The sequence below is a fragment of the Mycobacterium sp. IS-1264 genome (assembly GCF_001954195.1).
Classification (GTDB): Bacteria; Actinomycetota; Actinomycetes; order Mycobacteriales; family Mycobacteriaceae; genus Mycobacterium.
On sequence record NZ_MBES01000072.1, the window covers coordinates 1 to 20762 of the forward strand.

General features: G+C 66.8%; 23 protein-coding genes and 3 tRNA genes. 12 read left to right on the forward strand and 14 right to left on the reverse strand.

What is annotated here, in order from left to right:
• Positions 1-1647 (reverse strand): DUF6541 family protein (locus tag A5744_RS18220; protein WP_076063399.1); only part of this gene is annotated, 1647 nt, incomplete at its 3' end.
• Positions 1648-1767: 120 nt separating this feature from the next.
• Between A5744_RS18220 and A5744_RS18225 the strand changes: the two genes are divergently transcribed.
• Positions 1768-2964, forward strand: coding sequence for a cysteine desulfurase-like protein (locus tag A5744_RS18225; protein ID WP_076063401.1), 1197 nt, complete (start codon positions 1768-1770; stop codon positions 2962-2964).
• Positions 2965-3044: 80 nt separating this feature from the next.
• Here A5744_RS18225 and A5744_RS18230 read toward each other — a convergent pair whose 3' ends face one another.
• On the reverse strand, positions 3045-4016 hold the full coding sequence (locus A5744_RS18230; protein WP_076063402.1) for an NAD(P)H-quinone oxidoreductase: 972 nt from the start codon (positions 4014-4016) through the stop codon (positions 3045-3047).
• Between the two features lie 37 nt (positions 4017-4053).
• Here A5744_RS18230 and A5744_RS18235 point away from each other — a divergent pair.
• Positions 4054-4140: transfer RNA gene (locus A5744_RS18235), tRNA-Ser, on the forward strand.
• Between the two features lie 4 nt (positions 4141-4144).
• On the opposite strand, the gene A5744_RS18240 is transcribed toward A5744_RS18235, so the two are convergent.
• From A5744_RS18240 to A5744_RS18255, 4 genes are read right to left on the reverse strand one after another with little or no spacing between them, the layout of a single operon-like run.
• Positions 4145-5257 carry a hypothetical protein gene (locus tag A5744_RS18240; protein ID WP_076063404.1) on the reverse strand — a complete coding sequence of 371 codons (1113 nt, stop codon included), beginning with the start codon at positions 5255-5257 and terminating at the stop codon, positions 4145-4147.
• Positions 5258-5262: 5 nt separating this feature from the next.
• Positions 5263-5451: a hypothetical protein gene (locus A5744_RS18245; protein ID WP_076063472.1), complete on the reverse strand. Its 189-nt coding sequence runs from the start codon at positions 5449-5451 to the stop codon at positions 5263-5265.
• Positions 5452-5481: 30 nt separating this feature from the next.
• Positions 5482-6717: a lipase LipE gene (lipE, locus tag A5744_RS18250; RefSeq protein ID WP_076063406.1), complete on the reverse strand. Its 1236-nt coding sequence runs from the start codon at positions 6715-6717 to the stop codon at positions 5482-5484.
• 21 nt (positions 6718-6738) lie between these two features.
• Positions 6739-7563 (reverse strand): crotonase/enoyl-CoA hydratase family protein, encoded by an 825-nt coding sequence (locus tag A5744_RS18255; protein ID WP_076063408.1) that lies wholly within the window; start codon positions 7561-7563, stop codon positions 6739-6741.
• 23 nt (positions 7564-7586) lie between these two features.
• Here A5744_RS18255 and A5744_RS18260 point away from each other — a divergent pair, with 23 nt between their 5' ends.
• Positions 7587-8171 (forward strand): TIGR03086 family metal-binding protein, encoded by a 585-nt coding sequence (locus A5744_RS18260; RefSeq protein ID WP_170874529.1) that lies wholly within the window; start codon positions 7587-7589, stop codon positions 8169-8171.
• A gap of 107 nt (positions 8172-8278) precedes the next feature.
• Here A5744_RS18260 and A5744_RS18265 read toward each other — a convergent pair whose 3' ends face one another.
• Together A5744_RS18265 and A5744_RS18270 are read right to left on the reverse strand one after the other, a co-directional pair.
• Entirely contained in the window at positions 8279-8740 is a 462-nt protein-coding gene (locus A5744_RS18265) for a DUF4334 domain-containing protein (protein ID WP_076063411.1), read from the reverse strand.
• Between the two features lie 3 nt (positions 8741-8743).
• Positions 8744-9817: a pyridoxal phosphate-dependent aminotransferase gene (locus tag A5744_RS18270; protein WP_076063413.1), complete on the reverse strand. Its 1074-nt coding sequence runs from the start codon at positions 9815-9817 to the stop codon at positions 8744-8746.
• Positions 9818-9906: 89 nt separating this feature from the next.
• Here A5744_RS18270 and A5744_RS18275 point away from each other — a divergent pair.
• Positions 9907-9995: transfer RNA gene (locus A5744_RS18275), tRNA-Ser, on the forward strand.
• Positions 9996-10027: 32 nt separating this feature from the next.
• Positions 10028-10100 (forward strand) — tRNA-Arg (locus tag A5744_RS18280).
• Positions 10101-10124: 24 nt separating this feature from the next.
• Here the strand turns inward: A5744_RS18280 and A5744_RS18285 are convergent.
• The 5 genes from A5744_RS18285 to A5744_RS18305 all read right to left on the reverse strand — a co-directional run bounded on the left by A5744_RS18285 (position 10125) and on the right by A5744_RS18305 (position 13895).
• Positions 10125-10478 carry a VOC family protein gene (locus A5744_RS18285; RefSeq protein WP_076063415.1) on the reverse strand — a complete coding sequence of 118 codons (354 nt, stop codon included), beginning with the start codon at positions 10476-10478 and terminating at the stop codon, positions 10125-10127.
• A gap of 88 nt (positions 10479-10566) precedes the next feature.
• Positions 10567-11871, reverse strand: coding sequence for an MCE family protein (locus tag A5744_RS18290; RefSeq protein ID WP_076063417.1), 1305 nt, complete (start codon positions 11869-11871; stop codon positions 10567-10569).
• A 68-nt stretch (positions 11872-11939) separates the two neighbouring features.
• Positions 11940-12500 carry a hypothetical protein gene (locus tag A5744_RS18295; RefSeq protein ID WP_076063418.1) on the reverse strand — a complete coding sequence of 187 codons (561 nt, stop codon included), beginning with the start codon at positions 12498-12500 and terminating at the stop codon, positions 11940-11942.
• Positions 12501-12519: 19 nt separating this feature from the next.
• Complete coding sequence (locus A5744_RS18300; protein WP_076063421.1) at positions 12520-13551, reverse strand: phosphotransferase family protein; 1032 nt, start codon at positions 13549-13551, stop codon at positions 12520-12522.
• A complete protein-coding gene (locus A5744_RS18305; protein ID WP_076063423.1) occupies positions 13548-13895 on the reverse strand; it encodes a nuclear transport factor 2 family protein in 348 nt (115 codons plus the stop codon). The genes A5744_RS18300 and A5744_RS18305 overlap by 4 nt, the downstream gene beginning before the upstream one ends.
• Positions 13896-13977: 82 nt before the next feature.
• On the opposite strand from A5744_RS18305, the gene A5744_RS18310 reads away from it, so the two are divergent.
• The 6 genes from A5744_RS18310 (at position 13978) to A5744_RS18330 (ending at position 18170) form a co-directional block, all read left to right on the forward strand.
• A complete protein-coding gene (locus tag A5744_RS18310; RefSeq protein ID WP_076063425.1) occupies positions 13978-14922 on the forward strand; it encodes a class I SAM-dependent methyltransferase in 945 nt (314 codons plus the stop codon).
• Positions 14915-15325: a hypothetical protein gene (locus tag A5744_RS18315; RefSeq protein WP_076063426.1), complete on the forward strand. Its 411-nt coding sequence runs from the start codon at positions 14915-14917 to the stop codon at positions 15323-15325. Before A5744_RS18310 ends, A5744_RS18315 begins: the two co-directional genes overlap by 8 nt.
• Positions 15326-15440: 115 nt before the next feature.
• The gene (locus A5744_RS18320) at positions 15441-15665 is read left to right on the forward strand and encodes a hypothetical protein (RefSeq protein ID WP_076063428.1); all 225 of its coding nucleotides are present in this window, start codon (positions 15441-15443) and stop codon (positions 15663-15665) included.
• 28 nt (positions 15666-15693) lie between these two features.
• Entirely contained in the window at positions 15694-15849 is a 156-nt protein-coding gene (locus tag A5744_RS25110; protein WP_175879771.1) for a DUF6131 family protein, read from the forward strand.
• A gap of 121 nt (positions 15850-15970) precedes the next feature.
• Positions 15971-16675 (forward strand): response regulator transcription factor, encoded by a 705-nt coding sequence (locus tag A5744_RS18325; RefSeq protein WP_076063430.1) that lies wholly within the window; start codon positions 15971-15973, stop codon positions 16673-16675.
• On the forward strand, positions 16653-18170 hold the full coding sequence (locus A5744_RS18330) for a HAMP domain-containing sensor histidine kinase (protein ID WP_076063432.1): 1518 nt from the start codon (positions 16653-16655) through the stop codon (positions 18168-18170). The genes A5744_RS18325 and A5744_RS18330 overlap by 23 nt, the downstream gene beginning before the upstream one ends.
• On the opposite strand, the gene A5744_RS18335 is transcribed toward A5744_RS18330, so the two are convergent.
• Entirely contained in the window at positions 18163-18636 is a 474-nt protein-coding gene (locus tag A5744_RS18335) for a lipoprotein LpqH (RefSeq protein ID WP_076063435.1), read from the reverse strand. The genes A5744_RS18330 and A5744_RS18335 overlap by 8 nt on opposite strands.
• A 166-nt stretch (positions 18637-18802) precedes the next feature.
• Between A5744_RS18335 and A5744_RS18340 the strand changes: the two genes are divergently transcribed.
• Positions 18803-20683, forward strand: coding sequence for an alkyl sulfatase dimerization domain-containing protein (locus A5744_RS18340; protein WP_170874530.1), 1881 nt, complete (start codon positions 18803-18805; stop codon positions 20681-20683).
• Positions 20684-20762 lie beyond the last annotated feature (79 nt).

The following is a 20762-nucleotide window of genomic DNA, read 5'->3' on the forward strand; positions in this document are numbered from 1 at the left end:
GTTCGAGTCACCGATCACGGTGTCGCGGGCGCCCGGCTCGTTGGCCAGGTAGGCCATCGCCATCAGGTCGCGCTGGTCGATCATCACCGAGTCGTATTTGTCGCCGAACAGCACCAGGTGCCGATAGAAGTAGTGCCGCGCGATGACCACGGTCGACAGCACCAGCAGCACCGCGGTGGCCGCGACCCAGACCGGCGCGGGCTGCGGTTTGAACCGCCAGGTGACCCGTTTCGCGCCCGCGACCACCAGCGCGACCGCGGCGAACAAGGCGATGGCCGCCATCGGCGTCGCCAGCATGGTCACCACGGCCGTGAGCCGTCGCGGATCGTTGTAAAAGAACTGGCTGAACGCTTCGATGGCGGCGCCCGCCGCGTTGTGAAACGGTGCCCCCGAGTAGATCGTCGCGACGGTGAGCACCAGCCAAACCACCGGCGGCCACCAGATTTTCTTGTACAGCAGGATCGCCAGGCCGGCGTACATGAGCACGATCAGGCCGTATTGGGTCGGGAAGTCGTTGAGGTGACGGGTGTGCAGGAGCAGCGCGTCGATGACGCCCTGCTTCGCGCTCTTGAAGCTGGGGAATGCGTGCCCGGCGATGATGTCGGCCTGCCGGAGCACGCCGATGAACTGCGGCGCCAGGATCGCCGCGGTCGGCACCGCCACGGCGGCCAGGGTCAGCACGTCGGCGAGCCGGCCGCGCACCGGATGCCACCAGATGTCCAGCAGCCACCACGCCAGGAGGAACAGGATGACGATGAACCCGCCCGTCAGATGCACCGACAGCACACCCACCAGCGCCAGCACCGCCGTCGGGATGCGGTCGCGATGCCGCAGCGTCGAGGTGATCAGGACGAACGTCGGGATCGCGACCCCGTACGCGGCCAGGTTGGGCATCGCCGCGACACCGAACTCGACGTAGGGCACCGAGGTAAACGACGCCGACAACGCGGCCGCCGTCGCCGAAACCCCCGCGGTGCGCCAGATGGTGGTGCGCGGCCGAAGCAGATGCCAGGTCAGCATCGCCGCGCTGGTCGGAAACAGCCAGACCGAGGCCGCCACCGAGTTCAGGGTGTAGCCGGTGGTCGGTGCCGCGCCGGTGAGCTGGCAGAACACCGCGGTCAGGGCGTGGAACACCGACGGGTAGTACAGCGCCTGGTGTGTCTCGACGTTGCGCAGCTCGCCCATATGGGTGGACGACGCCTGGCCGGTGTCGAGCATGTAGCGCACCTCGTTGGCATGCCAGACGGCGTCCCAGGTGCTGGGGATGGTCTGCCAGTGTGCGGCCAGGCCGCGGTGGGCCGCCCACATGATCAACAGGGCGCCCAGCAGCACCCCGGCCGCCACCGTCAACGCCGGCCAGCCGCCGATGCCACGCGCCTCGGCCTCGGTGTCGCGGTAGCGGGCGAGTAGCAGCTGCAAACCCGTCATCACGAGGCAGACGACAACCAGCGCGGCGAGCGCAGTCCAACCGTTCCAAGGGATTCCGAGCGCGCCGAGGGGGATTATCGCCAGCGCGACAACGCCGTATGTCAGTGCCGGACCCACCGCGATAGCGACCGGCCAAGTTAGCTGAGTGATGCGTGCGACGATCGTCCCGGGCGTGATCAGCAAGAACAGTGCGAGCAGCGTTCCGATCCAGAGCCCCACTCGACTAGTATGGCTGCCCGGGTGACCTGGCTCGCCAAGCCTCCGTTCGGCTGGAACGCCTCTCGGCCACCCGCTACCGTCACAATTTCGCGGAAATGCGGAAGCTCTAAGGTGGCTGGCATGGCTTACGACGTCGCCCGGGTGCGCGGACTACATCCGTCGCTGGGTGACGGATGGGTGCACTTCGACGCGCCGGCCGGAATGCTGATTCCCGACTCCGTCGCGACGACCGTTTCGACCGCCTTCCGCAGGTCCGCCGCCAGCACAGTGGGTGCGCATCCCTCGGCGCAGCGCAGCGCCGCCGTGCTGGAGGCCGCCCGCTCCGCGGTGGCCGATCTGCTCAACGCCGACCCGGCGGGCGTGGTCCTGGGTGCCGATCGCGCGATCCTGTTGTCCTCGCTGGCCGAAGCGTCGTCGTCGCGGGCGGGGCTGGGCTACGAGGTGATCGTCAGCCGCCTCGACGACGAAGCCAACATCGCCCCGTGGCTGCGCGCGGCGCACCGCTACGGCGCCAAGGTGAAGTGGGCCGAGGTCGACATCGAGACCGGTGAGCTGCCGACGTGGCAGTGGGAGGGCCTGATCGGCAAGGCCACCAGGCTGGTCGCCGTCACCTCGGCATCGGGAACGCTGGGCACGGTCACCGATCTGCGGGCGATGACCAAGCTGATCCACGACGTCGGCGGGCTGGTGGTGCTCGACCATTCCGCCGCCGCGCCCTACCGGCTGCTCGACGTCAGGGAAACCGAGGCCGACGTGGTGGCGGTCAACGCCGTCGGCTGGGGCGGGCCGCCGATCGGGGCGCTCGTGTTCCGCGATCCGGCGCTTATCCACACCTTCGGCTCGGTCTCGACCGACCCGCACGCCACCGGCCCGGCGCGGCTCGAGGTCGGCGCGCACCAGTTCGGTCTGCTGGGCGGCGTCGTCGCGAGCATCGAGTACCTCGCGGCGCTGGACGAGTCGGCTCGCGGCACCCGGCGCGAGCGCCTGTCGCTGTCGATGCAGTCGGCAACTTCGTATCTGAATCGCATCTTCGACTACCTGATGGTGTCGCTGCGGTCCTTGCCGTTGATGATGCTGATCGGCCGGCCGGAGTCGCGGATACCGGTGGTCAGCTTCGCGCTGCAGGGCGTGCCCGCCGAGCGAGTGGTGCAGCGCTTGGCGGACAACGGAATTCTCGCGGTGTCCAACGAGAGTTCGCGCGTGCTCGAAGCGCTGGGCGCCAACGAGGTCGGCGGCGCCGTGACCGTTGGGCTGGCGCACTACTCGACGATGGCGGAGGTCGACCAGCTGGTGCGGGCCCTGGCGTCGCTGGGCTGAGGGTTAGGCCCCGCCTTTGCGCCGAGTGTGCAGTGACGGCGCCCATCTTGCACAGCGGAAGCCCTGGGCGCACACCCGATTCAGACCGTCAGCACGATCTTTCCGGTCACGTTGCTCGATGCCAGCTCTTGGTGCGCGTCAGCGGCCCGCTCGATGGGCATGCGCGCGCCGATGATCGGCCGGACCCGGCCCTCGGCGATCATCGGCCACACCGATGCCGTCACCGCCTGCACGATCTCGGTCTTGCTGCTCGGGCCGCTTACCGGGCGGGCCCGCAGCGTGGTGCCGATGACCCGGGCCCGCTTCATCAGGAGCTTGCCGATGTTGAGCTCGCCCTTCACCCCGCCCTGCATGCCTATGATGACGAGCTGTCCGTCGGTGGCCAGGGCGTCGATATTGCGGTCCAGGTAGGCGGCGCCCATGATGTCGAAGATCACGTCGGCGCCGTCGGTCTCCTCGCGTAGCCGCGCCACGAAGTCCTCGTCGCGGTAGTTGATGGTGATCTCGGCGCCCAGGCCGCGACAGAAATCCAGCTTCTCCGCCGACCCGGCGGTGACGGCCACCCGCGCGCCCAGCGCCCGCGCGACCTGAATCGCGTGCGTTCCGATGCCGCTGGCCCCGCCGTGCATCAGCAGCAGCTGGCCCTCACCCAGGTGAGCGATCATCACCAGGTTGGACCACACCGTGCACGCCACCTCGGGCAGCCCGGCGGCATCCACCCGGTCGACGCCCTTCGGGATCGGCATCACCTGGCCGGCCGGAACGGCGACGTATTCGGCGTAGCCGCCGCCGGCAAGCAATGCGCAAACCTCTTGTCCGACAGACCATTCCGTGACGTCGGCCCCGACGTCCGAGATGGCGCCGGACACCTCCATGCCGATGATCTCGCTGGCCCCGGGCGGCGGCGGATACTTCCCCGCGGCCTGCAGCACGTCGGCGCGGTTGACGCCGGCCGCGGTGACCTTGACCAATACCTCGCCGGGGCCCGCGGAGACGTCCGGCACTTCTTGCCACTGCAGTTTGTCGGCGGATTCAGCGACGATTGCGCGCATGCGGGCCACGCTACCGACCCCGGCTACCCTTATCAGCGGTGGCGTGGCAGAGCGGCCTAATGCACTCGCCTTGAAAGCGAGAGACGGCTAACACCGTCCGGGGGTTCAAATCCCTCCGCCACCGCGGGTCAGCGGGTGGATTCGTGCAGTGTCGGCGCGTAGCGCAGCACCGCGCCGATGCCGTCGGCCGGGGCGATGCGCTCGTCGGTGCGAACCAGCGACGCCCCAACGGAAATCGCCAGCAGCGGCAGCGCCTCGTCGGCCCGCAGCGTCTTCGCGGGGGCGGCGCCCTGCTCGGACAGCACGTCGGCGTTCGGGGCGACGGCAGTCAGCGCTTCATCGGCGACCACGGTGGCGTCGTCGATGTCGCCGATGATCATGGTGTCGACCGCTCCCTGACGCAGCGCCGAGCACACGGCTCCCAGCCCCTCCGCGGCCAGCCCCGATTGCCGGCCCACCTCGGCGGTGAAACGCTGTGCGGCATCGTCGATCACGCTCAAGTGCCGCTTGGCGAATTCGGTTTCGATCGCCCGCTGGATCTCGCCGTAGTCGTGGCCGCTGTGGCGCGCGCCGACCTGCAGCGGCGTCGCCCGCATTCGCTCCGGCAGCGCCGCCACCAGATCCGAGCGCGACCGCACCTCACCCACCACGAAGATCGCGTCGACGCCGGTGTGGTCGACGATCTCGCTGACCCGATCGGCGATGGCCCGCACGTTCTTGCGGGCGGCTTCGTCGCTGCGCAATTGCGGATCGCCGTAGCCCGACGTTTCGGCGCTGTCGGCTTTGTGCACGGGATAGCCACCGCCGTCGACGGTTTCGGAGCGCAGGGTCCCGTCGATGTGGGTGGTGATGTCCGCGCCGGCGTGATCGACGACAACCAACAGGTAGTCCGGGTCGTCGTAGCCGAGTTCGACGATCGGAACGATGTAGGGCAACTCGGAGACGCGCACGACGGTTTCGGCGGTCGGACGCACCAGGTGCTCGTTGAGCACGACGCCGGTGGCGGCGGCAACCACCGCGCGGCCGCTGCGGCCGATCGGCGCGCGCAGGTCCATCACCGCCTGTCCGATCTGCTCGGTGACCGAGGCGTCGGCGTCCTGCTGCTCGAGCTGTTCGCGCAGTGCGCGCCACTTCAGCTCGAGCTGAGCCTCGGCGTCGTGGGTGTCGTGCGAATCGTCGAAGTAAACGGACGCGAACGGCCCCGGACTGTCCAATAGCTGTCGGAAGCGGTCGGAATGCATACCGGTCAGCTCTCCTCGCCCTCGGAGTCGTCGAAGAAATGCCAATCGCCGTCGTGCTCGACTTCCATTCGCCAGCCAAGTTCTGAGTTGTCGGCCTTGGCGTCGACGAACCATGCATGCGCGTCGCCGGCGCTTTCGATGTCCTTCGTCGCGACGACTTCTCCGGTCGGGTTCAGCACGCGGTAAGTAGCCATGTTCCGCAGTGTTCCCACCGCGGCGTGGGCCTAACCGGTCGGGATTTCGGCGGCGATGGTGTCCATCAGCGCGGTGTAGCGCCGAACTTCGGGATCGCGGCCCGGCTTGCCGCTGCTGATCACGCCGGCGGCAAGCGCGCGTTGCGGGTCGGCCCAGATGGCGATGTTGGCCAGGCCGAGGTTTCCGAACGCGGCGGGCGCATTGCGACCGAACGGCCCAAACCTGTTGGTGCCCAGCATGTATCCGGTGCCCCAACGGGCCGGGTGCAGCCCGACGGCGAAATCCGGCCGCAGCCGGCGGCACTCCTGCACCGCGGCGTACATCCGCTCCGGGCTGATGATCCGCACGCCGTCGAGTTCACCGCCGCGACGCCAAATCTCGGCGAAGCGCGACAACTCGTTGGCGGTCGAGACGGTGTTGGAGGACGGGACGACGGTGGTCAGGAACGCGGGGGTGTTCGTGTACGGAATGATCTCGTGCACGCTTCCGCCGATCGCCTTGCGAAAGATCGCCGCGACCGGCGGCGGCAGCGGCTTGCCGGTGGCGTGGCTGGGCGCGACCAAGGGAACGTCCTGCTTGGCGACGCCGAAGTTGGTCCACCGGAAGCCCAGCGGATCGAGAATTTCGGCGGCCAGGATTTCGCGGATGTCCTTGCCGGTGGCGGCGTAGACGATCTCGCGCATCAGCGGGCCCCACGTCAGCGCGTGGTAGATGTGCACCAGTCCCGGCCGGTACAGCGGCCTGAGCTTGGCGAGCTGCTCCTGCGTGTACTCGTGGTCGTCGGTGCGGCGCAGGTCCGGGCGGGGCCCGGTAGGGAACGGGACACCCGCGCTGTGGGTCAGCACGTGCCGGATCGTGGTGCGGTGCTTGCCGTGGCTGGTGTAGCTGGGTAGGTACTTGCAGACGAGGTCGTCGAGCGAGAAGTGGCCCTGCTCGACGAGCATGTGCACCACGGTTGCGGTGATGCCCTTGGCCGCCGAGTACACGCAGAACGGCGTGCCCGTCGTGACGGCGATCTTCTCGCCGTCGGGCGGGTCGGTGGGAGCGTTGCCCCAGCCGTGCCCGATCGCGCGGTTGAGGACGACGCGACCGCGATGCCGGACGCACAGCTGGATCGCGGGGTGAAAGCCGGCCTGATACCAGTGGCGCGCGGCCTGCCAGATCCGTTCCACGGCGGCATCGTCGACGCCGGAGTGGTCTTCCTCGCCGATCGTGGTCACGGCGTCCAGGTCCGCGGGGACGCGGATTCTGCCGTCGGGAGTCACCCAAGCGAGGGTAGCCCCGCGCTACTCCCCGGTGAACTGCGGCGGACGCTTGGCGAACGTCGCCGAGATCCCTTCGGTCAGGTCCTTCGACGGCAGGAAAGCCGCGTTCCAGGCGGCGACGTAGCGCAGGCTCTCCGACACCGCCGCGATGCGTTGCTGGTCCAGGACGTCCTTGATGCCGTGCACGGTCAGCGGCGGGTTGGCGGCGATCTCTGCCGCGGTCGCGTGCGCGGCCGCCAGAGTGGCGTCTGCGTTCTCGTACACCTCGTTGACCAGGCCGATCTTCTCCGCGCGGGCCGCGTCGATGTCCTTGCCGGTCAGCGCGAGTTCGCGCAGGTGTCCGTCGTTCAGGATCAGCGGCAGGCGGGCGAGGCTGCCGACGTCGGCCACTATGGCCAGCTTGACCTCCCGCACGGAGAACTTGGCGTCGGCGCTCGCGTAGCGGACGTCCACGGCGGAGATGAGGTCGACGCCGCCGCCGATGCACCATCCGTGCACCGATGCGATGGTCGGGGTGCGGCAGTCGGCGACCGCGCTGATCGCGCCCTGCATGCGCTTGATCTCGCGGTGGAAGGCCGCTCGGGGGCCGGCCAGCGCGTCGCCGGACAGCAGCGGAGTGAACGAACCGCCCATGGCGGGCACGTCGAGGCCGTAGCTGAAATTCTTACCGGATCCGGTGATGACGATGGCCCGCACCTCGGGGTCCGCGTCGAGCTCCGGGAACAGCTCGGGCAACTCCGACCAGAAGGCCGGTCCCATCGCGTTGCCCTTGCCCGGTCCGATCAGCGTCACCTGCGCTACCTGGTCTTTGATCTCGACGGTGACGGATTCGTATGTTTCGCCCATATCGAGACCGTAGCGTGGCAAATATGCCCAGTGATTTGCGACCCGGCCCGCATTCTCCGCCCACCGATGAGCTGCACAGCGCCGAGGACACGCTCGCGGTTCTGCGGCGAGTTCTGCACCCCATCTCCGCCGAGGACGTGTCGCGGCAGACGCCGTGCACCGAATACGACGTCTCGCAGCTGACCGGGCACCTGCTGAACTCGATCACCGCCCTCGGCGGCATGGTGGGTGCGGAGATCCCGGAGCGCGACGAAAGCGATTCGGTGGAACGCCAGATCGTCGCCGCCGCCCGGCCCGCCCTCGATGCCTGGCATCGCCGCGGTCTGGAGGGCACCGTGCCGTTCGGCAACGGCGAAATGCCGGCCAAAGGCGCGTGCGCCATCCTGTCGCTCGAATTCCTGGTCCACGCTTGGGATTACGCCGTCGCGATGGGCCATCCGGTCGACGCCCCCGAGCCGCTGGCCGAATACGTGCTGGGTTTGGCGCGCCGCGCCATCAGGCCGGAGCTACGCGGCAGCGCCGGATTCGACGACCCGGTCGACGTGCCGGAAGACGCCGGCGCCCTGGAACGCCTGGTCGCTTTCACCGGCCGCAACCCGGCCCGCTAAGCACGCTCTGCCGAACGTGCGGCCAGACGCACGCTCGGCCTCGAACGTGCGGCCAGACGCACGCTCGGCCTCGAACGTGCGGCCAGACGCACGCTCGGGCGAAAGGCCTACACCCGCTCTAGGTAGAAGTAGTAGTAGCGGCCGTCATCGAGCACGCCCTTGCCGTTCATGATTCCCATGACGGCATCGTCGTCGATCTTCTTGAAGTGGTCGTGCACGGGTTGGCCGTCATAGACCATCGTCGCGGTGACCTCGCCGCGGAAGTCCTCCAGCCACAGGCTCGCCTCGCCCTTGCCCATCGCCTTGTTCGAGAACTTATTGCCGTGGGCGTCCACGCACACCAGCGGCTGCACGTCGCTGGCCGACGTGAATGTCTTCCCGAACCAACCGGCCTTCTCCAGTTGGCCGTTCATCTTGTGGCCGGTGACGAACTCGCCGCCCTTCCATTCGCCGATCATGCCGTCGATCGTCGCGGGCTCCAGGGTCGCCCAGAAATCGTCGAGCTCGGCATCGGCGATCTGATCGCCGCGCTCCTTGAACTCGGTGAACCTCTTGCGGGCCAACGTCATTGCTCACTCCTCCGGTTCGGTTTGGGTGATCCACTCGCGGGCGAAGCGCAGCAGCGCGTCGTTCTCCTCCGGCGCCCCGATGGTGACCCGGACGCCATCGGTCCCGTACGGGCGGACCACGATGCGCGCGTCGGCGGCCTGCTTGACGAAATCCAGCGTGCGGGGCCCCAGCGGCAGCCAGACGAAGTTGGCCTGGGTCGGCGGCAGCGCGAAGCCGGCGTCGCGCAAGGCCGCGGCGACGCGCGTGCGTTCGGCGACCAGCGCGTCGGTGCGCGCCAACAGCTCGTCGGTGGCGGCCAGCGACGCGATGGCGGCGGCCTGCCCCAGGCTGGACACGGTGAACGGCACGTAGACCTTGTCGAGCGCGGTGATCAGGTCGGGGTGTCCGACCGCGTAGCCGATGCGCAAACCCGCCAGCCCGTAGGCCTTCGAAAACGTCCGCAGCACAACGACATTGCTGTGGGCCCGGACCAGATCCAGGCTCTCCGGCGCCATGCCGTCGCGGATGTACTCGACGTAGGCCTCGTCGATGGCGATCAGGATGTGCGGCGGGACGGCCTGAATGAATCGCGCCAAAGCATCCGGGTCGACGACGGTGGACGTCGGATTGTTGGGGTTGCACACGAAGATCAGCCGGGTGCGTTCGGTGACCGCGGCGAGCATGGCGTAGAGGTCGAAGGTGTGGTCGGTCAACGGCACCTGGATGGCGCTCGCGCCGGAGACCTGGACCAGTGGCGGGTACAGCTCGAAGCTGCGCCACCCGTAGATGACTTCGTCGCCGGCCGCGGCGGTGATTTGAACGAGTTGCTGGCACAGGCTGACCGAACCGCATCCGACGGCGACGTGTTCGGGCGCGAAATCCGAACCCAGGTGGGCGGCCAGCGCGGCCTTGAGCTGCACGCAGCCGTTGTCGGGATAGCGGTTGACGATGTCGGTGGCTCGCTCGATGGCCGCGCGCACGCTGGGCAGCGGGCCGTAAACGGTTTCGTTGCTGGCCAGTTTGATGGCGCCCGGCACCGTCTTACCAGGAACATAAACTGGCAGCCCGGCCAGCTCCGGCCGTAGGCGGGCAGTCACTTCGACAGCATATGTCGGCGCTGTGTACGCTATGCCTCCGGCGGTTCCGGGACACCGGGAAGGGGTCGGGTAACCTCAGAAAGTCCAATGGAGGCGTGCCAGAGCGGCCGAATGGGGCTCACTGCTAATGAGTTGTCCCCCTTCAAGGGGACCGGAGGTTCAAATCCTCTCGCCTCCGCTGAGTAGTTTTGGCAAGACAACTGAAGACAGGCGCCCGTAGCTCAACGGATAGAGCATCTGACTACGGATCAGAAGGTTGGGGGTTCGAATCCCTTCGGGCGCGCTCCGAACCACCTACGCAGGCGCGTCAATATCGGACTCGGAAGCCGCCGATAAGCCGGATCGTGTTCGAATCAGGGTCGGTGATCGTTGACAACCGCACCCCCTTATTGGCGTCGACGATTTCACCCGGCTCGTGACCCCGCTGTTTCAACGCATCGATATGGGCTTCCAGATCCTCGACAGCGAAGTTGACCAAGGTCGAGCCGGCACGTTGCTCGTCGATGAACACCTGTACCCATCCACCCGGAACTACTTGCCACTCAACGAGATTCGGCATTGGATTGTTATCGGGCTGTCGTCCAAATAGTGATTCGTACCAGCGTCGACTCCTCTCCAAGTCGGTTACTGGAACAACAGCCAAGACATGCTCGATCGACATGGACACAACTCCCTTCGATTAGTTCTCTAAGGGACCGACCCGGCAGTGCGCCCAAACTCATCGCGCGCGGTTCGCTGCTAACCGGGGCTTACGGGTTGATCGTGTTGTCGCCGACCTGACGGCCCCACACGTACTCCATCGCATAGGGCGAACCGGTATCGATGTGGTTGTAGGGCGCGATGCTGTTGCCGGTGTCCATCACCAATTCGGGCGCGGGCCACAAGTGGCGGGTGATCTTCTGCCAACAGCCGGGCGCACCCCCCGGCCCACCGCGCGCGTTCACCCGCGGCAGATTCTCCGGCCAGGTGTAGGGGTTCGGCGCGCCGCCGACCAGGCCGGCCAGCCCGCCAACCAGCGAGGCAATCAGGACCGGCGCCGAGAGTGGGTTGAGAAGTGCGCTCAACCCGGACGTCGCTTCGATCTCCATGTCGATGGAGTGGCCGTTGTAGCCGCCCTGGGATGCGCGGATGACCGGCTCGATCTCGTAGTTGTTGTGGATCAAGCAATAGATTTCGGGGCTGTAGGTGTCCAGCAGCTGGGCGGTGGGCACCAGATCTTCGGCGCCGCGCGCCAGATACGGTCCACCCCGCTGGAAGATATCGGCCCCGGTGTTCCCGAACCCCGCCGCCGAGAGCAACGCCTGATCCAGATCCTTCTGCTGAGCATTGATCGAACGCGACGTCACCACCGCATGGTTGAGGAAATCAATCAAATCCGGCGCCGCATTGGCATAGGTGTCGCCCAACCCCGCCAACTGCTGAATGTCATGACGCGCCTGGGGCATCTGCGGATTGACATCATCGAGGATCGCGTTGGCGTTGACGATCGACTGCCCAAACCGATCCCCCAACCCCGCCAACGACTGCGCCGCCGCACTCAACGTCAGATTCAGCTTGACCGGATCCACCTTCTGGGCCACCGAGGTGATGGTCTGAAACAACGTATTGCTCTCGGTGGTCACCGAGCGCGCATCAATCACCGCATGCGCGCTGATCCGTTGCGACGACGGGTTGGCGGGCGTGGTGAACGAGACGTACTTTTGGCCGAACACCGTGGTCGCCCTGATATCGGCATTCACATTCGCCGGAATCAAATGCAGATACCGCGGATAGATGTCCAACACGAACTTCGCCGCCGGCTTGCCGTCCTGCTGCACCTCGGCGATGCTGGCCACTCGCCCGATCTGCACGCCGTTATAGGTGACCTTCGCCCCGGGATCCATCACCAAACCCGCCCGCGACGACAACATCGTCACCGGCGTCTTCTCCGTGAATTCCCCCCGAAACTGCAAATACACCAACCACAACACCAACGCCCCGATCAACAACACGGCGATAGTGAGCCATCCGTACGGCGGGGTCCGCGTGGAGTTGATCCTCGCGGGCCCGGTCATGGTGGCTAAATCTAGCGGTATTCAGTCCCGTCGGCTCAGCGGCGTCATGTCTTTTCGGTCGGCGAGCGCTAGCGGCCTCCGAACGGTCCACCGAACGGCCCGCGGCGTGGTGGCTCGGTCACCGTTTGGGTGACCGTGCTGGTTTCGGTGCTGGGTGACAGGGTGACGGTGCTCGTCTCCGGCGGAACCGTCGTCGTCGGAGTATCGGTGGACGGGGTGCCGGTGTCCGTGGACGGCGGTGGGGCCGTTTCGGTGACCGTCTGAGTCGGCCCGCCGCCTCCGTGATGGCGCGGGGGCTCGGCAGCAGTCGTCGTCGTGGTGGTCACCGCGGTGGTTGACGGAATGGGCGTGGTGGTCGTCGTCGGGCTGGGCGCCGGCGAACCGCTCACGAGCTTGAAGACCGCGTACGCCGCGAGCGCGAGCAGAATCACCCCGAGCGCGCCGGCCGCGACCAGTGCGGCGGGCCGGCGGTACCACGGGGTCGGGGGCTCCGGCGGCTCGGGCGCGGGCTCGTAGCCGTACCCGTAGTCGCCATACCCTGCGGCGTCACCGTACGCGGTGGGATCGCCATATCCTGCGGCCCGGGTGGGCTCGGAGTAGAAATCGGGGTTCTCGGGGGAAGGCGGCACGAAGGGAGATGTTAGTAGGTCACGCCTCGTTGTCGATAAGCGTGAGTGCTCGTTCGAACAGGTGCACGGTGGCCGCGTGGAGTTGGTCGCCGACTTCCCTTTCGGCCTTGCCGGCGCACGCCCTGGCCAGGGTCCCCTCGATCACGATGCCGAGCTTGAAACAGGCCAGCACCGTGTACCAGGTGAGGTGCGATAGGTCGCGCGTGGTGTTGGCGGCGTATCGCCGGAACAGGTCGTCGGTGCTCGCCAGGCCGTCCTGCCCGCCGAGGGCGTGGCTGAACACGCTGGACCCGTCGGGCTGGCGCCAGGTCGCAAGGAGCCAGCCCAGATCCAGCAACGGGTCTCCGATCGTGCACATCTCCCAGTCGACGATGGCAACCACCTCGGGCCCGGTGCGGGAGAACATCACGTTGGCAGCGTGGTAGTCGCCGTGCATGATGCCCGGCGTCCAGACGCTCGGTCGGCGGCGCTCCAGCCACGCCGCGACCTCATCGACACCGGGGATCTGCGGCCCGGGGTAGCCCTCGTACTCGTTGTAGGACTCGAGCTCCGAAAGCCAGCGGGGGACCTGGCGTTCCAAGAAGCCTTCCGGTTTGCCGAAATCGGCGAGGCCGACGGCGACGTGATCGACGGCGCCCAGCTTCGCCAGTGCGTCGGCCATCGACAGCCCCATTTGGAACCGAATGCTTGGATCACCCGCATGCAAGGGCGGCAGCCCCTCCCCGGCGTTGAATCCGTCGACGGGCTCCATCAGGTAGAAGACGGCGTCGCCGAGCACGCTGGGGTCGTCGCAGGTGGCGATCAGGTGCGGGTGCGGCACGTCGGAACCGGCAAGTGCCGCAAGGACTTTGGTTTCGCGCAGGATCACGCTGTTGCTGCGCGCGCGCAGGTGCCGCGGCCCGCGCCGCAGCACGTAGGGTCGCCCGGACCGGGTGAACCGCAGCATCACGTTCTGCGTTCCACCGGTGACGTCAGAAACATCCTGCAGCGGGCCCTCGCCCAGCCCCCGCTTCGACATCCAGTCCGCGACGGCCTTCAGGTCCACGCTCATCCCTTGGGCTGCGGGGCGTGGTGGAGTGTCTGCGCTCGGATCATCCCGTCGCGGAACACGAAGGTGTCCACGCCGTCGTCGACCCGGTTGACCGCCGAATCGGCGGCCCACTCGAGGAACAGCACGTCGCCGTCGAAGATCTGGGTCTTCAGGTCCCACGCCGCATCGGGCAGTTCGTCGAGCAGTTTGGCGAAGGCCTCGCGGACGCCTTGCTTGCCGCGCGCGACACCGGCGGACGTGATCACCACGGCATCGTCGGCGTAGTCAGCGACGATCTCGTCGAGGTCGCCAGCGGCCAGGGCCTTTCCGTGGTGGGCGAATACCTCCTGCGGCGTGCGCGTCATTGCGACTCCTTTTCCTGGGACGTCTGCGAAGCAGCCTAGTGTGTGGAACGAACGGACTTTCGGGCCTGGAAGGGGAGATGGCATGCCGCGCACCGACGACGACTCCTGGGACATCACCCAAAGCGTGGGAGCCACCGCCCTGGGTGTCGCCGCGGCCCGCGCGGCGGAAACCGAGAGTGAGAACCCCCTCATCAGCGACCCCTTTGCGCGGGTGTTCGTCGATGCCGCGGGGGAGGGCATGTGGAGCATCTACGCGGACCCCAAGCTGCTGGCCAAGGCGATGGAGCTCGAGCCTGAGATGCGGGCGCGGCTACGGTTGATGATCGACTTTATGGCCACGCGGACAGCGTTTTTCGACGAGTTCTTTCTGCACGCGGCCCGCTCCGGCGTGCGGCAGGTGGTGATCCTGGCGGCCGGTCTCGACGCCCGCGCCTGGCGGCTGCCGTGGCCCGACGGCACCGTCGTCTACGAGCTCGACCAGCCGAAAGTGCTGGAATTCAAATCGAATACGCTGCGCGAGCACGGCGCGCAGCCGGTGGCCCGGCTCGTGAACGTGCCGATCGACCTGCGTCAGGATTGGCCAAAAGCGCTGCAGGAGGCTGGATTTGACGCCTCGCTGCCCTGCGTGTGGTCGGCCGAGGGGCTGGTGCGTTACCTGCCGGCGCAGGCCCAGGACCTGCTGTTCGAGCGGATTCATTCGCTCAGCGTGCCGGGCAGCTGGGTCGCCTCCAATGTGCCCAGCGCGGGTTTCACCGACGCCGACCGGGTGCGGCGCCAGCGTGAGGACATGCAACGCATGCGGGCCGCGGCCGCGAAGCTGGTCAACACCGAGATCACCGACTTCGACGACCTCTGGTACGCCGAGGAACGCGCACCCGTCGACGCCTGGCTGCGTGAGCACGGGTGGGACGTCTCGGTGGCGACGTTCGAGGAACTGATGACCCGCTACGGCCGCGACGTCCCGCCGGGCGCCGAGGACGCGATGCCGCCGACCCTCTACGTCTCCGCGCATCGCCGCCATGGCTGATCGGCCCGCGCGGCTGAGCGACGTGCATCGCATCGCGGCGTCCATGCCTCACGTCAAGCGGCTGGAGGGGCCAAAGGGTAACCCCATCTATCAGGTGGGCGGAAAGTCGTTCGTGTTCTTCCGGACTCCCCAGCCGGATGCGGCGGATGCGCGAACCGGTGAACGCTACGCCGACGTGATCATGTTCTGGGTGGAGTCCGAGAGCGACAAGCTGGCGCTGACCCAGGATCCCGGGTCGCCGTTCTTCACCACGGCCCGCTTCGACGGACACCCGTCGGTCTTGGTGCGGGCCTGCCGGCTGGCGGAAATCACGAAGACGGAATTGACCGAGTTGATTCAGGACGCGTGGCTGTCGCGGGCGTCGAAGAAGCGAGCCGACACGTGGCTCGCGGACCATTCCTAGGCGCGAACTCCATTGGGAGCGGCGCGAAACCGCGCCCCGCTGAGGTTTAGACACGAGTTCAACGGGTAAACCTCCGGCCACGAGAAAACTTTTCTCGAACACAACGGAGGTCACCATGCGTGGCAGCGGAATTATCGGCACTGTTGTTCTGGTGTGGCTGCTCATCGGCGTATTCGCGGCGTGGCAGCGCGACTACTTTAAGGGCGGCGACACAAGTTGTGTCACAGCGGGAAACATCGCATTGACCGTAGTTGCGGGGCCGTTGAATTACGGCGGTGTCAACCCGAAAGTCAAGGATTGCCATGTGCCGCAACCAAGCTCAATGGGAGCACTGACGTAAAAGTAATCCTCACGCAAAGGAAGTTGTCATGATCGTCTTAGGTGTAATCCTGCTTATCCTTGGATTTGTTTTCGGCATTCATTTGTTATGGGTGCTGGGAATTATCTTGCTCGTGGTCGGTGCGATTCTGTGGATCATGGGCTCCGTCGGCCGCCCGGTCGCCGGCAGGCGGTACTGGTACTAGCACCAGCCCCAGGCGCGCGCTTCACAGGACACGCATAGGAAGCGCATAGCGCCGCCCAAGTGGCAAGCGGATACTGGAGGTTGTGTCGACGCAGCCCCGAGCCTCCGTTGAGCGGGTCGTCATGTGCCGCGCGGACGGCAATCCCATCAACGTGCTTGTCGTCGACGACGAATCCGTGCTGGCCGAGATGGTGTCGATGGCGCTGCGCTACGAGGGCTGGAACATCGCCACCGCCGGCGACGGCGCGTCGGCCATCGCCTCGGCCCGCGCCCAGCGGCCCGACGTGGTCGTGCTGGACGTGATGCTGCCGGACATGAGTGGGCTCGACGTCCTGCACAAATTGCGTGAAGACAATCCGCAACTGCCCGTACTGCTGCTGACGGCCAAGGATGCCGTGGAAGACCGCATCGCCGGGCTGACGGCGGGCGGCGACGACTACGTCACCAAACCGTTCAGCATCGAAGAGGTGGTGCTGCGGCTGCGGGCGCTGCTGCGGCGCACCGGCGTGACGACCGTGGACAGCGGTGCGCAACTGGTGGTCGGGGATTTGGTCCTGGACGAGGACAGCCACGAGGTGACGCGCGCCGGCGAACCAATCTCGTTGACCTCCACCGAATTTGAGCTGCTGCGGTTCATGATGCGCAACTCCAAACGGGTGCTGAGCAAGGCGCAGATCCTCGACCGGGTGTGGAGCTACGACTTCGGCGGCCGCTCCAACATCGTCGAGCTCTACATTTCCTACCTGCGCAAGAAGATCGACAACGGTCGCGAACCGATGATCCACACGCTGCGTGGCGCGGGCTATGTCCTCAAGCCGGCGCGCTAACACACGGCGAGCCTGGTCGCTTCGGCTTCGGCTGTTGCTCGGGCAGGTGGTGGTGCTCGCCCTGGTGTGCATCGGCATCACGGCGGCCACCGAACTCGCGCTGAACCACCATCTCGTGAAGCAGCTCGATAGCCAACTCGCCGGGACCTCCTATCGCTCGGCGCTGATGTACCCCGAAATGAACCGTCCGCACCACGAGCACTCCCACTACCCCAGGCCGGGTCCCGGCCCACGGTTCCTCGATGCGCCCGGCCAGCCGGCGGGCATGGTCGCGGCGGTGGTCAGCGACGGCAAGACGGTCGACGCCGGCTACACGACCAGCAGCGGGGACCGGGCCGCGCTGACCGACAAGGCGCAGGCGCAATTGGCGGCGATCGCCGGCAGCCGCAGTCCGGTGACCCTGAATCTCGACGGGCTGGGCCGCTACCGTGTCGTCGCTGCCCCGAGCCGGCGCGGCGGCGACCTGATCGTCACCGGCCTGTCGATGGCCGACGTCGACGCCACGTTGCTGCGGATGCTGGTCATCTTCGGCATCGTCACCGTGATCGCATTGGCCGCGGCCACGATCGCCGGGATCATCATCATCAGGCGGGCGTTGGCGCCGCTGCGCCGCGTCGCGCAGACCGCGCGCAAGGTTGCCGATCTCCCGTTGGCCCGCGGTGAGGTCGAGCTGCCGGTGCGCGTGCCCGAATCCGACACAAACCCCTCCACGGAGGTCGGCCAGCTCGGCTCGGCGCTGAACCGGATGCTCGACCACATCGCGGCCGCGCTGGAGGCCCGTCAGGCCAGTGAGACGAGGGTGCGGCAATTCGTCGCCGACGCGAGTCACGAGCTGCGCACACCGCTCGCCGCGATCCGCGGCTACACCGAACTCACCCAACGCATGGGCGACGACCGCGAGGCGGTGGCGCACGCGATGAGTCGGGTGGCATCGGAAACGGAGCGGATAACGCGCCTCGTCGAGGACCTGCTGTTGCTGGCGCGCCTGGACTCGGGGCGGCCGCTGGAACGCGAACCGGTGGACCTGTCGCGCCTCGCGGTCGACGCGGTCAGCGACGCGCACGTCGCCGGACCCGATCATGAGTGGGAGCTCGACCTGCCCGAGGAGCCCGTGGTCGTCACCGGTGACGCGGCCCGATTACATCAGGTGGTCACCAATCTGCTTGCCAACGCCCGCATTCACACCGGCGCCGGCACCGTCGTGACGACGCGACTGAGCACCGAGCCGACGCAGTCCGTGCTGCAGGTGATCGACAACGGTCCCGGCATTCCGGCCGAGCTGCAGTCGGAGGTATTCGAGCGGTTCGCCCGCGGCGATTCGTCGCGCTCCCGCAAGGGCGGCAGCACCGGGCTGGGCCTGGCCATCGTCTCCGCAGTTGTCAAGGCGCACAACGGAAGTATCACGGTGAGCAGCTCACCGGGCCATACCGAGTTCACGGTGCGGTTGCCACTCAACGGGTGGCAACCGCCCGCCTCCAGCTCTTCGACTAGCTAGAGCAATTCACGTCGATTTCGAACGGCTTGTTCACCGGTTGCATCGGGTTGGCCATGTCGACGCCCGTGGCGGTCCCGGTGATCTTGTAGTGACTGCCGTCCTTGGTCGCCGAGGCATTGCCCTGGCCGGTTCCCGACGTGTACGCGAGCGTCACGCCGTTGACGTTGCCGAGCCCAACCGACTTCACCTGGGGAGGGTTGGCATCGGTGAGCACGGCGCCGATGCCGGTCGCGGCCCCACCGATCGCGATGTTGACGTTGCCGCCCGCCGTCGTGCACACGACGGAACCACTCACGTTCTGGTTCTTCCCGTCGATGGTCACCGTGGGCCCGCCGCCGGCGCTAGCCGACGCATTGCCGCCCGAGGTGGCCCCGCCACCGGAACTCGATTTGTTGCTCGAACAACCAGAAATGGCCGCGGCCAGAATTGCCGCCCCGGCAACCGCGATGGTCAGTTCACGCTTCACCTGTTCTCCTTAGCCCGATCGTTGCGGCCCTCGGCATCGAGGGTCGTTTGGGCATTATGCGGGTTTGCCGGACCGCATAGAAGAGGTTCGGCGAAATTGTTTCTTTTCGGTTAACCCGCCAGGTCTCGCCATGTTCTTTCGGGGAAGGCGCATGGATGGCAATGTATTGCCGGTGGACCACAAACCTCCCACCGCAGTCATCGAGTCCGCACATCGCCAGCACGCCCTGCCATTTGACGACACGACCGATTTTCACAATGCCGATCGTGGATTTATAGCGGCATTGTCGCCGTGCGTCGTCAAAGCGGCCGACGGCCGCGTGGTTTGGGACAACGACGCCTATTCGTTCCTCGAGGGTCCGGCTCCCGCAACCGTGCACCCCAGCCTGTGGCGGCAATCGTCGCTGGCCGCCAAACAGGGCCTCTACGAGGTGGTGCCGGGCGTCTATCAGGTCCGCGGGTTGGACCTCTCGAACGTGACCTTCGTCGAGGGCGACAGCGGGGTCATCGTCATCGATCCGTTGATCTCCACCGAGGTCGCCGCCGCGGCGCTGGACCTGTATCGCACCCACCGCGGCGGGGACCGCCCGGTGGTCGCGGTGATCTACACCCACAGTCACGTCGACCATTTCGGCGGCGTGCTGGGTGTCACTTCGCAGGCCGACGTGGACGCCGGTGCCGTCGCGGTGCTGGCGCCGGAGGGCTTCGTCGAGCACGCGGTCAAAGAGAACGTCTACGCCGGTCCCGCCATGACGCGCCGGGCCACGTACATGTACGGCACTCTGCTCCCGCGCGGACCGCAGGATCAGGTGGGGTGCGGCCTGGGCCAGGCGCCGTCCACCGGCGAGGTCGCGGTCATCGTCCCGACCATCGACATCCGCGAGACCGGTGAGAAGCACACCATCGACGGCGTGGAGATCGAGTTCCAGATGGCGCCGGGCACCGAGGCGCCCGCCGAAATGCATTTCTATTTCCCCCGTTACCGCGCGTTGTGTATGGCCGAGAACGCCACCCACAACCTGCACAACCTGCTTACCCTGCGCGGCGCGCTGGTGCGTGACCCGCACGCCTGGTCGGGCTATCTCACCGAGGCGATCGACACCTTTGCCGACCGCGCCGACGTGGTGTTCGCCTCCCATCACTGGCCGACCTGGGGTCGCGACGACATCGTCGAATTCTTGTCACTGCAACGCGACATGTATGCGTACCTGCACGACCAGACGCTGCGGTTGCTCAACCGGGGCTACACCGGTGTGGAAATCGCCGAAATGTTCCAGATGCCACCGGCATTGGAGCGCGCCTGGCACACCCACGGGTACTACGGTTCGGTCAGCCACAACGTCAAGGCCGTGTACCAGCGCTACATGGGATGGTTCGACGGCAATCCCGCCAGACTGTGGCCACACCCGCCCGAAGCGCTCGGCGCCCGATACGTTGACGCGATGGGCGGGATGGACCGGGTGGTAGAGCTCGCCCGGGCCGCGTTTGATTCGGGCGACTTCCGTTGGGCGGCAACGCTGCTCGATCACGCCGTATTCGCCGACAGGTCCCACGAGGCGGCCCGTGCGCTGTACGCCGATACGCTGGAGCAGCTCGCCTACGGCGCGGAAAACGCGGTGTGGCGGAACTTCTTCATGAGTGGGGCAACCGAATTGCGAGACGGCAACTTCGGTACCGCCGTCACCGCCGCCTCGATGTCGATGCTCAACCAGCTGACGCCGGAGCAGCTTTTCGACGGCTTCGCTCTGCGCGTCGACGGGCCGCGCGCGTGGGACCTCGACATCGCCATCGATATCTCGTTCGCCGATCTGGCCGCGAACTACCGGCTCACGCTGCGCAACGGTGTGCTTGTCTATCGCAAGGTTGCTGCCGACGCCGCAACTGCGAACGTTACGGTCAAGCTGGACAGCAAGTTTCGTCTGCTGACGGTGGCGATGGGCGACTTCGCCTCGCCCGGGCTGGACATATCCGGCGACCAGACCGCGCTGCAGGCGTTCCTGGGCGTGCTCGACGAACCGGACCCGAATTTCAACATCGTCACGCCGTAGCGAACTCAACTGTGGTCGAGGAGTTGTCGAGATTGCCGTGAGGGTTGTGCTTTGCCCCTAATTCGCGACCATGACGGCA

What these genes read in the sequence shown, in the direction of transcription:
- A5744_RS18315 (WP_076063426.1), top strand. Translation starts at nt 14,915, where the DNA reads ATGGCTGATCGGCCCGCGCGGCTGAGCGACGTGCATCGCATCGCGGCG.
- A5744_RS18240 (WP_076063404.1), bottom strand. Translation starts at nt 5,257, where the DNA reads ATGCATTCCGACCGCTTCCGACAGCTATTGGACAGTCCGGGGCCGTTC.
- A5744_RS18300 (WP_076063421.1), bottom strand. Translation starts at nt 13,551, where the DNA reads ATGAGCGTGGACCTGAAGGCCGTCGCGGACTGGATGTCGAAGCGGGGG.
- A5744_RS18320 (WP_076063428.1), top strand. Translation starts at nt 15,441, where the DNA reads ATGCGTGGCAGCGGAATTATCGGCACTGTTGTTCTGGTGTGGCTGCTC.
- A5744_RS25110 (WP_175879771.1), top strand. Translation starts at nt 15,694, where the DNA reads ATGATCGTCTTAGGTGTAATCCTGCTTATCCTTGGATTTGTTTTCGGC.
- A5744_RS18255 (WP_076063408.1), bottom strand. Translation starts at nt 7,563, where the DNA reads ATGGGCGAAACATACGAATCCGTCACCGTCGAGATCAAAGACCAGGTA.
- A5744_RS18330 (WP_076063432.1), top strand. Translation starts at nt 16,653, where the DNA reads ATGTCCTCAAGCCGGCGCGCTAACACACGGCGAGCCTGGTCGCTTCGG.
- A5744_RS18290 (WP_076063417.1), bottom strand. Translation starts at nt 11,871, where the DNA reads ATGACCGGGCCCGCGAGGATCAACTCCACGCGGACCCCGCCGTACGGA.
- A5744_RS18310 (WP_076063425.1), top strand. Translation starts at nt 13,978, where the DNA reads ATGCCGCGCACCGACGACGACTCCTGGGACATCACCCAAAGCGTGGGA.
- A5744_RS18245 (WP_076063472.1), bottom strand. Translation starts at nt 5,451, where the DNA reads ATGGCTACTTACCGCGTGCTGAACCCGACCGGAGAAGTCGTCGCGACG.
- A5744_RS18285 (WP_076063415.1), bottom strand. Translation starts at nt 10,478, where the DNA reads ATGTCGATCGAGCATGTCTTGGCTGTTGTTCCAGTAACCGACTTGGAG.
- A5744_RS18230 (WP_076063402.1), bottom strand. Translation starts at nt 4,016, where the DNA reads ATGCGCGCAATCGTCGCTGAATCCGCCGACAAACTGCAGTGGCAAGAA.
- A5744_RS18325 (WP_076063430.1), top strand. Translation starts at nt 15,971, where the DNA reads ATGTGCCGCGCGGACGGCAATCCCATCAACGTGCTTGTCGTCGACGAC.
- A5744_RS18305 (WP_076063423.1), bottom strand. Translation starts at nt 13,895, where the DNA reads ATGACGCGCACGCCGCAGGAGGTATTCGCCCACCACGGAAAGGCCCTG.
- A5744_RS18265 (WP_076063411.1), bottom strand. Translation starts at nt 8,740, where the DNA reads ATGACGTTGGCCCGCAAGAGGTTCACCGAGTTCAAGGAGCGCGGCGAT.
- A5744_RS18225 (WP_076063401.1), top strand. Translation starts at nt 1,768, where the DNA reads ATGGCTTACGACGTCGCCCGGGTGCGCGGACTACATCCGTCGCTGGGT.
- A5744_RS18260 (WP_170874529.1), top strand. Translation starts at nt 7,587, where the DNA reads ATGCCCAGTGATTTGCGACCCGGCCCGCATTCTCCGCCCACCGATGAG.